The sequence below is a fragment of the Dickeya ananatis genome (assembly GCF_019464615.1).
GTDB lineage: Bacteria > Pseudomonadota > Gammaproteobacteria > Enterobacterales > Enterobacteriaceae > Dickeya > Dickeya oryzae.
On sequence record NZ_CP040816.1, the window covers coordinates 4,509,225 to 4,522,014 of the forward strand.

Consider the following 12,790-nt stretch of genomic DNA (forward strand, 5'->3'; position numbering starts at 1 on the left):
CGATACACGGCGACATGAAGAATCAGGACGTTGAAAGACGTCAAAAGAATTTGCCTGGCGGCGAGAGCGCGGTGGTCCCACCTGACCCCATGCCGAACTCAGAAGTGAAACGCCGTAGCGCCGATGGTAGTGTGGGGTCTCCCCATGCGAGAGTAGGGAACTGCCAGGCATCAAATTGTGGTGTAAGTAAGACACCGGTTATCGGATTGACTCCTCTGATAACATACAGAATCGGTGGTGCGGTAGTTCAGTCGGTTAGAATACCGGCCTGTCACGCCGGGGGTCGCGGGTTCGAGTCCCGTCCGCACCGCCACCCTATTTAGGGGCGTAGTTCAATTGGTAGAGCACCGGTCTCCAAAACCGGGTGTTGGGAGTTCGAGCCTCTCCGCCCCTGCCAAACCAAAAATAGCCCTTCACGTTAACGTGAAGGGTTTTTTTTTCGTCTGTCGATCTCTGATTTTTCCATTCCATACTTTTTCCGTTGATAAGAATATCCACACCGCCCTTTGGATTTATTGAGCCAGGACTGGTCTTTAAGCGACTCCATAGGCATACGCCGCTAGCGCTGTGTTTTATGTGGGAACAGAACGGCAGAAGGGAAGGGATATAAAGGGATATAGCAGCAGATTCCTCACCGACCGTATATCTGTGACGAATAACAACATAGTGACGTGAGGCGATTATTAATATCCCACAGCAGCCGATCATCCGAAAGCCACAAGGACTTTCAGGTAGATCGCATCGTGCGCCAGATACTGCTTTAACAAGCTATGTTCAGTGGGGTTTTCAGTAACTGTTTAATCAGTTCCTGTTGGTCGCCATTTTCAAGCCAGACAGCATAGCAAGGTCGAACTATTGTATTCGCTTCGGGAATCACAAGAAGCTCGGGATAACTCTGGGACCATTCACTCGGTAAAAATGCGCATCCGCCAATGGCTGTCATTAACTGGCGTGTCAGATGCGCGGAGGATGTGGTGAGTGACGGCACCTGATCGCCAGGTAGCCAAGGGGTTTCATATTGATGGAAATCCGCCCCCCATTCCAGTCTGATATAGGGGCGCTCTTCGGTTGGTGTATTGTTGGCAGAAGCAAATAACGACAGGGAGAAATTACCTAATAACTGGCAGGAAAGTTCGTCCATCTTCGGTGATTCGGTGGTTATCAGTAAATCTAGCTGACGTTCATGGAGTTGCTTAATTAGCGTTTGTCGCAGTGCAATTCTGGCTTCCAGTTGTAGCAATGGGCGCTGCTGGTAGAGCTCATTTAACCAGGGTGTCAGGAAGGCTTCCCAAAGCGATGCAGTCGCGCCGATGGACAGCTGGCTATGTTGCTGAGAGCGAGCGACTTCCTTTTTAGCGATTTGCCAGGTACCGATCAGGTTTTCCGCATAAGGCAGCAAGCGCTCACCCGCGGGTGTCAGACGAATATTGTTACGGTGCCGCGTGAACAAATTAGCACCGAGTTGATTTTCCAGTTGTCTGATACGGAAACTCACTGCTGACTGTGTCAGATACAAAGATTCAGCTGCCCGACCGAAGTGTCTTGTCCGGCTGACTTCCAGAAAGGTTTTCAGTAAGTCGGTATCCATGCTTTTCTCCAAAAATTTTTGTCGTCATGATTTAAATGTTTTGTTTTACAGGAAGTCAAGCCTATCTAATACTCCGCGCCATAAACGGCACGACCATATGAGAATTAGGAGCGTGTAAGATGGCGGAAAGCTTCTCAACAACCAGTCGTTTTTTTGATAACAAATTCTATCCACGTGGTTTTTCCCGGCATGGTGACTTTACGATTAAAGAAGCTCAACTGCTGGAACGCTATGGACAGGCATTTAACGAACTTGATTCGGGCAAACGTCATCCGGTGACGGAAGAAGAAACCCAGTTTGTCGCAGTATGCCGTGGTGAACGTGCTGTACAGACCGAACTGGAAAAAATCTGGGCGAAGTATATCAGTCGTATTCGTCGCCCTAAACGCTTCCATACGCTGTCTGGCGGTAAACCGCAAATGGACACGGTGGAAGAGTACACAGAAAGCGATGATTAATTTGAATGGGGCTCTGGCCCCATTTTCATTTCTGTCGGTTGCTGCCGAAAGCAAGAGCAGGTTCATGCCAGGCTTTTGTGGAGTTGAATCAACAGACGGTCCATGCAGCGATAACTGAGTGCTTCAGATAAGTGAGCTCGACGTATCTGCTCTTCTCCCCCCAGATCCGCAATCGTACGTGAAACCTTTAGTATCCGATGCCAGGCTCTGACTGATAATCCTAACTTGCTCATCACCTCTTCCAGATAGGTGGCGTCCTCATGGTTTAGTCGGCAGTAACTGGCGATATCATCCGATTTCATTTGTGCGTTGATTCTGCCTACGCGATCCAGTTGCCGTTTTCTGGCGTCAAATACCCGAGCCCTTACGGTTGCACTGTCTTCCCCGATGCGTGTCTGCTGTCGGAGAATCCCTGGTGGTAGCAATGGCACCTCAATAGATAAATCAAAACGATCGAGAAAAGGGCCGGAGAGCCTGTTGAGATAGCGCAGAATTTGTTGTGCTGGCATACGGTTATGGATGCCTTGATAGTGCCCTGACGGGCTGGGGTTCATGGCGGCGACTAACTGAAAGCGTGCGGGATAACACACCTTGGCACGAGTACGAGAAATCACTATTTCTCCTGACTCCAACGGTTCTCGCAGTGAATCCAGCACTCGCCGCTCAAATTCTGGCAGTTCATCCAGAAACAATACGCCATTGTGCGCCAGTGAAATCTCTCCTGGCTTAGGTAACACACCACCGCCGACCAGGGCGGTAATGGATGCGGTATGGTGGGGAGAACGGAATGGTCTTTTGCGCCATTGCGACAGACCCGGCTGAATATCTATCAGGCTATTGATGGCTGCACTTTCCAGTGCTTCATCGTCATTAAGCTCTGGCAGTAAACCGGGCAGGCGGCTGGCCAGCATCGTTTTGCCGGTTCCGGGTGGGCCGAGTAACAGCAAATTGTGTCCACCTGCCGCAGCGATTTCCAACGCACGTTTCGCTTGTTCCTGACCAATGATTTCTTTCAGGTCTGGCGCTGAGGTATGGGGGGATATGCTGTGAGGGATCTCGCTGCCACGCAACAAGGCGGTCTCCCCTTGCAGAAAAGCACAAACTTGCAACAGGTGATTTGCCAGTAGCGTATCTCCGTGGGGAATCAGGGTCATTTCCAGTTTGTTGTCTTCCGGCAGGATTAATCCCCTCCCTGCCTTTTGCGCCTCCATGGCTGCAGGAATCGCGCCATGAACGCCCCTCAGGCTGCCTGATAGCCCAAGTTCGCCGAGGAACTCATAGTGTGCAAGTTTCTCGCCAGCAATTTGCTCAGAGGCTGCCAGAATGGCTAGCGCGATAGGAAGGTCATAGCGTCCCCCTTCTTTCGGCAGATCCGCTGGAGCCAGATTGACGGTGATCCGTTTGGCTGGAAAGGTAAAGCCGCTGTTGATTAGCGCGCTGCGTACCCGGTCTCGTGCTTCTTTGACCGTTGTTTCCGGCAAACCGACTAGCGTGAGTGCCGGCAAACCGTTGCTGATATGTACTTCAATTGAGACTTCCGGTGCCTGCATACCGATGGTTGCTCGCGTATAGGTCACTGCCAGTGTCATGACTTACTCCTCCCTGTGGCGTGGGCATCATGCCTGTCTGAGCGTGTTAGCACACGGTCGATGTCGTTACGATGCGAGTCACTGTCAGAAAACAATCTGCTTTCTCAGGCGGAATTCATGAAATTGTGTGCGTGCTTCCGGATGTTGTTAATAAAGGGTTACAAGGTGGCTGGGTTCGCAACAGATTTATACTGTTTATAGCATTGCTCAATGGTCGCGATGGGCGTATTTAACAATTATTTAAATTATTGCCTGCGATTTTTACATCGCCTCATCGACTGCGGCACCACCTGCCGTTCAGCCTGCCGGGACATGCGAGTGTCTCTACTACAGGACAGGATAAAATTATGTTTGGTTGGACTCCTCTGCAGCGTAATGCCGCGATTGCCAGCTTTTTGAGCTGGGCGCTGGATGCATTTGATTTCTTCATTCTGGTTTTTCTGCTTAGCGAACTGGCCCACGCTTTTTCGGTCAACATTGAGCAGGTGACGCTGGCCATTCTGCTAACGCTGGCTGTTCGGCCTATCGGTGCATTGTTGCTGGGGCGGCTGGCGGAGAAATTTGGCCGCAAGCCGATTTTAATGCTGAACATCGTGATGTTCTCCCTGTTTGAGCTGTTATCCGCCTCGGCACCGAATATCACCGTATTTCTGCTGTTGAGGGTGCTGTATGGCGTGGCGATGGGGGGAATTTGGGGGGTAGCATCGTCACTGGCGATGGAGACCATTCCAGACCGTTCGCGTGGGCTGATGTCCGGTATTTTCCAGGCGGGATACCCTTTTGGTTATTTACTGGCTGCGGTCGTTTACGGACTGTTGTTTGACCATATTGGCTGGCGTGGCATGTTTATCATTGGCGCGCTTCCTATCCTGTTGTTGCCGTTTATCTATTTCTGTGTGGAAGAATCACCGGTATGGCGGGCTGCAAGAGTGCGCAAGGAAAGCACCGCGTTGCTGCCGGTGTTGAAAACACACTGGAAGCTCTGCGTCTATCTGGTGGTGTTAATGGCGTCGTTCAATTTTTTCAGCCATGGTACACAGGACCTGTACCCGTCATTTTTGAAAATCCAACACGGTTTTGATGCGAAAACCGTCAGTATGATCGCCATTAGCTACAATATTGCTTCGATTATCGGTGGCATCTTTTTTGGGACGTTATCGGAGCGTATCGGTCGGAAGAAGGCGATTATGACCGCTGCATTACTGGCGTTGCCGGTTATCCCGCTGTGGGCGTTCTCTCATGGGCCCTGGATGCTGGGGCTGGGGGCATTCTTAATACAGTTTATGGTGCAGGGTGCCTGGGGGGTAATCCCAACCTTCCTGAACGAGCTGGTGCCGAGTAACACACGGGCGGTACTCCCTGGTTTTGTCTACCAGCTCGGTAACCTGATTGCGTCAGTCAATGCCACGCTACAGGCGGGCATTGCCGAATCACATAACCATAATTATGGGCTGGCGATGGCGAGCGTTGCAGGGGTAGTCGCGGTTGTGATTGCGGTGCTGGCGGCGTTCGCGGATAACAGTTGGTCAGCAAAAAAACACAGCGTGGGTACGACGCAGGTTAACGTATGAATAATAAGCTGTTTTGTGATGCAAGAAACGATTGTCGCCCACAGGGTATGGAAAAAAGAGTTGTCACGGTGTGGTTTGCTGTGATAACTCTGTAGGTATTCGTTCGACAGTAGATTAATGAACAACCTGAAATGAAAGCCTTCAACCTAGTGATTAGCCTAGTCGTGATTAGCGTGGTGGTGATTATTATCCCACCGTGCGGGGCAGCACTTGGACGAAGAATGGCTTAAAAATCAAGGCCGAATTCAAGAAAACCCCCGCACCGAAAGGTCGGGGGTTTTTTTATGGGCCGATAATGGCAATAAGGGAGCAGATAATGCCGAGTAGCATAAAATCCTGTTTTCCTCAGACAGAGTCGGGGAAATAACTATGAATGGTGCGCAGTGGGTGGTACAAGCGTTGCGGGCGCAGGGAGTGGAGACGGTTTTCGGTTATCCTGGTGGCGCGATCATGCCGGTCTACGATGCATTGTATGATGGTGGCGTGGAACACCTGCTCTGTCGCCATGAACAAGGAGCTGCGATGGCCGCGATTGGTTATGCCCGCTCTACCGGTAACGTCGGGGTGTGTATCGCGACATCAGGTCCCGGCGCGACCAACCTGATCACGGGGCTGGCGGATGCTCTACTGGATTCGGTCCCTATCGTGGCCATTACCGGTCAGGTTGGCTCGGCGCTGATCGGAACGGACGCTTTTCAGGAAATCGATGTGTTGGGTCTGTCTCTGGCCTGCACCAAGCATAGCTTTCTGGTTGATTCTATCGAGTCATTACCGGAAATCATGGCGGAAGCCTTTGCTGTAGCTCGTAGCGGGCGTCCCGGTCCGGTGTTGATTGATATTCCCAAGGATATCCAACTGGCGCAGGGTGATTTTTCGCCTTGCTTTATGCCAGTGGATGACGTGATGCCGTTTTCCATCCAGCAGGTGACAGAGGCGCGAGCGATGCTGGCGCAGGCGAAAAAACCGGTGCTGTATGTGGGCGGCGGTGTGGGAATGGCGCAGGCGGTTCCAGCATTGCGCACCTTTATTGAGACCACTCAGGTTCCAGCGGTGGTGACCCTCAAAGGGTTGGGAGCAGTAGAGAAAGACTACCCCTATTATCTTGGTATGATCGGTATGCACGGCACGCAAGCAGCTAACCTGCTGGTGCAGGAATGCGATTTGTTGATCGCGGTTGGTGCCCGTTTTGATGATCGCGTGACCGGTAAGCTGAGCGCGTTTGCGCCGCATGCCAGTGTTATCCACATGGATATCGACCCGGCTGAACTGAACAAGCTGCGACAAGCGCACGTGGCGCTGCGTGGCGATCTGAACCAACTGTTGCCCGCATTGCAGCAGCCGCTGAATATTGCTGAGTGGTGTCAGCATGCCGTGATGATGAAAGCCGAATATACCTGGCGTTATGACCATCCTGGCGAGGCTATCTATGCACCGGCATTACTGCGTACGCTGGCGGATCGCATGCCTGCTGAAACGGTGGTCACCACCGATGTCGGTCAGCATCAAATGTGGGCCGCGCAGCATATGCACTTCAGCCGACCGGAAAATTTCATCACCTCAAGCGGGCTTGGCACGATGGGATTTGGGGTGCCAGCAGCGGTGGGTGCGCAGGTGGCACGTCCTGACAATACCGTTATCTGTATTTCCGGTGACGGCTCTTTCATGATGAATGTGCAGGAGCTCGGCACCATCAAGCGAAAACGCCTGCCGTTGAAGATAGTCTTGCTGGATAATCAGCGACTGGGAATGGTTCGACAATGGCAACAACTGTTTTTTGACGAGCGTTACAGCGAAACCAACCTCTCCGATAACCCCGATTTTTTGATACTGGCCAGCGCTTTCGGCATTCCCGGCCAGCATATCACCCGTAAAGACCAGATTGACTCTGCCCTGGATGCGCTGCTCAACAGCGAAGGCCCTTACCTGCTGCATGTTTCCATCGACGAGAATGAGAATGTCTGGCCGCTGGTGCCCCCTGGCGCCGGTAATGAAACCATGTTGGATAAGACAGAATAATTCGATAAGACAGAATAATGGCAGGAGACTTTCCCATGACACATCATCAGCTTTCCATTCAGGCTCGCTATCGCCCGGAAGTTCTGGAACGTGTATTACGTGTGACCCGTCATCGTGGCTTTCAGGTGTGCGCCATGAACATGACGCAGGGGCACAATGACGATCACGTGCAGATAGACATGACCGTTGCCAGCCACCGGTCAGTAGATTTATTGTCAACCCAATTAAGCAAACTGCTGGACATCGCCTGTGTGGAGATCCAGCCGCTCACATCACAACAAATACGTGCCTGATGGCATCGGTAAGGAAAGCAATAATGACGAAGAAAGCAGACTATATCTGGTTCAATGGCGAGATGGTTCCCTGGGCGGATGCCAAAGTCCACGTGATGTCCCACGCTTTGCACTACGGTACGTCAGTGTTTGAAGGGGTACGTTGCTACAATTCCCATAAAGGTCCGGTGGTGTTTCGTCACCGCGAACACATGCAGCGTTTGCATGACTCCGCCAAAATTTACCGTATGCCGCTCTCCTACAGCATTGATGAGCTGATGGAAGCCTGCCGTGAAACACTGCGTCGTAATAACCTGACCAGCGCCTATATTCGTCCGTTGGTGTTTGTCGGCGATGTGGGCATGGGGGTCAATCCGCCAGCAGGCTACAATACTGATGTGATTATTGCTGCGTTCCCGTGGGGTGCGTATCTGGGTGAAGAAGCGTTGGATCAGGGTATCGACGCCATGGTGTCGTCCTGGAACCGTGTCGCAGCCAATACCATTCCGACCGCTGCCAAGGCCGGTGGTAACTACCTGTCTTCTCTGTTGGTCGGCAGCGAAGCGCGTCGCCATGGCTATCAGGAAGGGATCGCGCTGGATGTGAATGGCTACGTGTCTGAAGGTGCCGGTGAAAACCTGTTTGAAGTGAAAGACGGTGTGATTTTCACCCCGCCGTTTACCTCTGCGGCGCTGCCGGGTATTACCCGTGATGCCATTATCAAGCTGGCGAAGGACAAAGGGTTTGAAGTCCGCGAGCAGGTATTGTCCCGTGAATCGCTGTATCTGGCCGATGAAGTCTTTATGTCCGGCACCGCGGCGGAAATCACCCCGGTTCGCAGCGTGGACGGTATTCAGGTTGGTATTGGTAAGTGCGGCCCTGTCACCAAACAACTGCAACAGGCGTTTTTCGGCCTGTTTACCGGCGAGACCCAGGACAAATGGGGCTGGCTGGATCCGGTAAACCGTTAATCGAACAATGACTGACTTTTTTCCGGTGGCGATATGCCACCGGCTATCCGCTTAAACTGGAGTAATCAGAGTATGCCTAAGTACCGTTCAGCCACCACCACGCATGGTCGTAACATGGCTGGAGCGAGAGCCCTGTGGCGCGCGACAGGGATGACCGATGCCGATTTCGGCAAGCCAATCATCGCAGTAGTGAACTCGTTCACTCAATTCGTCCCCGGACACGTTCATTTGCGCGATCTGGGCAAGCTGGTCGCCGAGCAGATTGAAGCGGCCGGTGGCGTCGCCAAAGAATTCAACACTATCGCGGTCGATGACGGTATCGCGATGGGGCATGGCGGTATGCTCTATTCTCTGCCGTCCCGCGAGTTAATCGCTGACTCGGTGGAGTACATGGTTAACGCGCACTGTGCGGATGCCATGGTCTGTATCTCTAACTGCGACAAGATCACCCCAGGGATGCTGATGGCGTCGCTGCGCCTGAACATTCCGGTGATTTTCGTTTCTGGCGGCCCGATGGAAGCCGGGAAAACCAAACTGTCTGACAAAATCATCAAGCTGGATTTGATTGATGCCATGATTCAAGGGGCGAACCCGAAAGTCAGCGATGAAGACAGTGCTCAGATTGAACGTTCCGCGTGCCCGACCTGTGGCTCCTGTTCCGGCATGTTCACCGCCAACTCGATGAACTGCCTGACCGAAGCGCTGGGGCTGTCTCAGCCGGGTAACGGCTCACTGCTGGCCACCCATGCCGATCGCAAAGAGCTGTTTATCAATGCTGGTAAGCGCATCGTCGGTCTGGCGAAACAGTATTACGAGCAGGATGACGCCAGCGTGTTGCCGCGTAACATTGCCTCCAAAGCGGCGTTTGAAAACGCCATGACGCTGGATATCGCGATGGGCGGTTCTACCAATACGGTACTGCACCTGTTGGCGGCAGCGCAGGAAGGCGAAGTGGATTTCACCATGGAGGATATTGACCGTCTGTCACGTCAGGTGCCGCACTTGTGTAAGGTGGCGCCGAGCACCCAGAAATACCATATGGAAGATGTGCACCGTGCTGGCGGCGTGATTGGCATTCTGGGCGAGCTGGATCGCGCCGGGTTGCTGAATAAAAACGTGAATAACGTATTGGGTCTGACCCTGCCGGAAACACTGTCTGCCTATGACGTGATGCTCACGCAGGATGAGGCGGTGAAAAAGATGTTTGCCGCCGGTCCGGCAGGCATTCGTACCACGCAGGCGTTCTCGCAGGATTGCCGTTGGGATTCGCTGGATACCGACCGTCAAGAGGGCTGTATTCGTTCTCGCGAACATGCGTACAGTCAGGATGGTGGGCTGGCGGTGTTGTACGGCAATCTGGCGCAAGACGGCTGTATCGTGAAAACGGCTGGTGTAGACGAAGGCAGCTTGGTATTCCGCGGCCCGGCCAAGGTATATGAAAGCCAGGATGATGCCGTGGAAGCGATTCTGGGTGGTCAGGTTCAGGCAGGCGACGTGGTGGTGATTCGCTACGAAGGCCCGAAAGGCGGTCCTGGCATGCAGGAAATGCTCTATCCGACCAGCTTCCTGAAATCAATGGGGCTGGGTAAAGCCTGTGCGTTGATCACCGATGGCCGCTTCTCCGGCGGTACTTCCGGTTTGTCGATCGGCCACGCGTCGCCGGAAGCGGCCAGCGGCGGTACCATCGGTCTGGTGCAGGATGGTGACATGATCGCTATCGATATTCCCAAACGCGGTATCGCGCTGGAAGTCAGCGATGACGAACTGGCCCGCCGTCGTGAACAGGAATTGACTCGTGGTGATGCTGCCTGGACGCCGAAAAACCGTGACCGGCAGGTTTCCTTTGCGCTGCGCGCTTACGCCAGCCTGGCGACCAGTGCGGATAAAGGCGCGGTGCGGGACAAGAGCAAGCTGGGGGGCTAAACGCCATGGCAGTATCACTCCCTCTTCCTGCCGAACCCGGCGGAGCAGAGTATCTGCGCGCGGTATTGCGTGCGCCGGTGTACGAAGTGGCGCAAGTTACGCCGCTGGAACGGATGGATAAGCTCTCCTCGCGGCTGGGTAATGTCATTCTGGTCAAGCGTGAGGATCGCCAGCCGGTGCATAGCTTCAAGCTGCGCGGTGCGTACGCCATGATGGCGGGCCTGACTGACGAGCAGAAATCGCACGGTGTGGTGACGGCATCGGCCGGTAACCATGCGCAAGGCGTGGCGCTGTCGGCCAGCCGTCTCGGTATTCGGGCGTTGATCGTGATGCCGGTCGCCACGGCGGATATCAAGGTGGATGCAGTGCGCGATTTTGGTGGCGAGGTGTTATTGCACGGCGCCAACTTTGATGAGGCCAAAGCCAAAGCCATTGAACTGTCGCAACAGCAGCACATGACCTTTGTGCCGCCGTTCGACCACCCGGCGGTGATCGCCGGGCAGGGAACGCTGGCGATGGAACTGCTGCAGCAGGATGCTCATCTGGACCGCGTGTTTGTGCCGGTCGGCGGCGGCGGTCTGGCATCGGGCGTCGCGGTGCTGATCAAGCAACTGATGCCGCAGATCCAGGTTATCGGGGTTGAAGCGGAGGATTCCGCCTGCCTGCGAGCGGCGTTGGATGCCGGTCAGCCGGTGGACTTGCCACGCGTCGGGCTGTTTGCCGAAGGGGTGGCGGTAAAACGCATCGGTAACGAGACCTTCCGCTTGTGCCGGGAGTATCTGGACGATGTGATTACCGTCGACAGCGACGCCATCTGCGCGGCGGTCAAAGACCTGTTCGAGGATGTGCGGGCGATTGCCGAGCCGTCCGGGGCGCTGGCGCTGGCTGGGATGAAAAAATACATCCAGCAGCACAACATCCAGGGCGAACGGCTGGCGCACATTCTGTCCGGCGCTAACGTCAACTTCCACGGGTTGCGTTACGTTTCCGAGCGTTGTGAACTGGGTGAACAACGTGAAGCGTTGATGGCGGTGACGATTCCAGAACAGAAAGGCAGCTTCCTGAAGTTTTGTCAGTTGCTTGGCGGGCGTTCTGTCACTGAGTTTAACTATCGCTACGCGGATGCCGACAACGCTTGTATTTTTGTCGGTGTGCGGCTGACACGCGGCAATGCGGAACGTCATGAAATCCTGACGGAATTGCAGGCGGGTGGGTATCAGGTGGTGGATCTGTCTGACGATGAGATGGCGAAGCTGCATGTGCGTTATATGGTCGGTGGCAGGCCATCCAAACCATTGAAGGAGCGGTTGTACAGCTTCGAATTCCCCGAATCGCCGGGAGCGTTGCTGAAGTTCCTCAATACGCTGGGTACGCACTGGAATATCTCGCTGTTCCATTACCGCAGCCACGGCACCGATTTCGGTCGGGTGCTGGCGGCGTTTGAACGCACGGAACACGACCCGGCATTCGAGCAACATCTGCAGGCTCTGGGGTATGAGTGCCATGATGAAACGCAGAACCCGGCGTTTCGTTTTTTCCTGCAAGGTTAACACCGGTTAGCCTGATGCCATGCGCCCGACGGTGTTATGCCGCCGGGCGCATTTTATTTTATGGCCTGTTGCGGTAGGCTTGACCCTCTATCTGTCAGGGACATCACATCATGGCTACGGGATTCAACGGCTTCTCACCGCAGACGCTGACGTTTTTGCAGCAGGTACGCCAGCAGGACAGCAAAGAATGGTTTGAAGATCACCGGCAGGAGTATAACGATCAGTTACTGACGCCGTTTCGCTTGCTGGTAGACTCGCTGTCTATCCCTATGTTGCAGATTGACGATCATTTCGAAACCAAACCGGCGGTAGGCAAAACGTTATCCCGTATTCATCGTGATACCCGCTTTTCCCATGATAAATCGCGCTATCGTGACAAGATGTGGTTCACTTTTAAACGCACCCATAAAGATTGGACCGACGCGCCGGTCTATTTTTTCGAGCTAACGCCGACCGATTGGAGCTACGGGCTGGGCTATTACAGCGCCAGCCGCACCACGATGGAGCTGTTTCGGCAAACGCTGCGCGATAATCCGCAGGGTTTTCTGGATGTGGCGGCGTGTCTGGGGCGTGAGTTTGAGCTGGTGGGGGAGAGTTATAAACGACCGTTGGTTAAGGAACAGCCCGCAGAACTGGCACACTGGTACAATCGTAAATCGTTTGCGGTGATGACCACCCGGCAGGATCAGGAACCGTTGTTTAGTGGTGAACTGGTGCCGCTGCTGGCGAAAGGCTTTACCCGGCTGGAGCCGCTGTATCATTACCTGATGAAGATTGAGACGATGAAGAAAGCGGCGGAGCCTGAAAAGGTCAGCCCCGCCTTTTTGGATGAGAAGTGGTTTAGCCGCTGAG

At 53.9% G+C, this 12,790-nt stretch carries 11 protein-coding genes, 2 tRNA genes and 1 rRNA gene; 12 read left to right on the forward strand and 2 right to left on the reverse strand.

Annotation, left to right across the window (positions count from 1 at the left end; all coding sequences use genetic code 11):
* Window positions 1-53: 53 nt before the first annotated feature.
* The 3 genes from rrf (at window position 54) to FGI04_RS20135 (ending at window position 397) form a co-directional block, all read left to right on the forward strand.
* Window positions 54-169: ribosomal RNA gene (gene rrf, locus FGI04_RS20125) — 5S ribosomal RNA — on the forward strand.
* Window positions 170-236: 67 nt separating this feature from the next.
* Window positions 237-313, forward strand: a tRNA-Asp gene (locus FGI04_RS20130).
* 8 nt (window positions 314-321) lie between these two features.
* Window positions 322-397 (forward strand) — tRNA-Trp (locus tag FGI04_RS20135).
* A gap of 363 nt (window positions 398-760) precedes the next feature.
* On the opposite strand, the gene hdfR is transcribed toward FGI04_RS20135, so the two are convergent.
* The gene (hdfR, locus tag FGI04_RS20140) at window positions 761-1,588 is read right to left on the reverse strand and encodes an HTH-type transcriptional regulator HdfR (RefSeq protein WP_342699374.1); all 828 of its coding nucleotides are present in this window, start codon (window positions 1,586-1,588) and stop codon (window positions 761-763) included.
* A 119-nt stretch (window positions 1,589-1,707) separates the two neighbouring features.
* Here hdfR and FGI04_RS20145 point away from each other — a divergent pair, with 119 nt between their 5' ends.
* Complete coding sequence (locus FGI04_RS20145; RefSeq protein ID WP_434964873.1) at window positions 1,708-2,046, forward strand: MaoP family protein; 339 nt, start codon at window positions 1,708-1,710, stop codon at window positions 2,044-2,046.
* A gap of 62 nt (window positions 2,047-2,108) precedes the next feature.
* Here the strand turns inward: FGI04_RS20145 and FGI04_RS20150 are convergent, their stop codons facing one another.
* A complete protein-coding gene (locus tag FGI04_RS20150; protein ID WP_342699373.1) occupies window positions 2,109-3,635 on the reverse strand; it encodes a YifB family Mg chelatase-like AAA ATPase in 1,527 nt (508 codons plus the stop codon).
* Between the two features lie 347 nt (window positions 3,636-3,982).
* On the opposite strand from FGI04_RS20150, the gene FGI04_RS20155 reads away from it, so the two are divergent.
* From FGI04_RS20155 to FGI04_RS20190, 8 genes are all read left to right on the forward strand, one after another.
* Window positions 3,983-5,206 (forward strand): MFS transporter, encoded by a 1,224-nt coding sequence (locus FGI04_RS20155; RefSeq protein WP_342699372.1) that lies wholly within the window; start codon window positions 3,983-3,985, stop codon window positions 5,204-5,206.
* A gap of 131 nt (window positions 5,207-5,337) precedes the next feature.
* Window positions 5,338-5,436: an ilv operon leader peptide gene (gene ilvL / locus FGI04_RS20160; RefSeq protein WP_071526243.1), complete on the forward strand. Its 99-nt coding sequence runs from the start codon at window positions 5,338-5,340 to the stop codon at window positions 5,434-5,436.
* A 139-nt stretch (window positions 5,437-5,575) separates the two neighbouring features.
* Window positions 5,576-7,222 (forward strand): acetolactate synthase 2 catalytic subunit, encoded by a 1,647-nt coding sequence (gene ilvG / locus FGI04_RS20165; RefSeq protein WP_342699371.1) that lies wholly within the window; start codon window positions 5,576-5,578, stop codon window positions 7,220-7,222.
* 35 nt (window positions 7,223-7,257) lie between these two features.
* Entirely contained in the window at window positions 7,258-7,515 is a 258-nt protein-coding gene (gene ilvM, locus FGI04_RS20170) for an acetolactate synthase 2 small subunit (protein WP_012886517.1), read from the forward strand.
* Between the two features lie 23 nt (window positions 7,516-7,538).
* On the forward strand, window positions 7,539-8,465 hold the full coding sequence (gene ilvE / locus FGI04_RS20175; protein ID WP_016943923.1) for a branched-chain-amino-acid transaminase: 927 nt from the start codon (window positions 7,539-7,541) through the stop codon (window positions 8,463-8,465).
* A gap of 72 nt (window positions 8,466-8,537) precedes the next feature.
* Window positions 8,538-10,388 carry a dihydroxy-acid dehydratase gene (gene ilvD, locus FGI04_RS20180; protein WP_407337152.1) on the forward strand — a complete coding sequence of 617 codons (1,851 nt, stop codon included), beginning with the start codon at window positions 8,538-8,540 and terminating at the stop codon, window positions 10,386-10,388.
* Between the two features lie 5 nt (window positions 10,389-10,393).
* Entirely contained in the window at window positions 10,394-11,938 is a 1,545-nt protein-coding gene (gene ilvA / locus FGI04_RS20185) for a threonine ammonia-lyase, biosynthetic (RefSeq protein ID WP_342699369.1), read from the forward strand.
* A 110-nt stretch (window positions 11,939-12,048) separates the two neighbouring features.
* Window positions 12,049-12,789, forward strand: a complete 741-nt coding sequence (locus FGI04_RS20190; protein WP_342699368.1) for a DUF2461 domain-containing protein — start codon at window positions 12,049-12,051, stop codon at window positions 12,787-12,789.
* Window position 12,790: the final 1 nt, after the last annotated feature.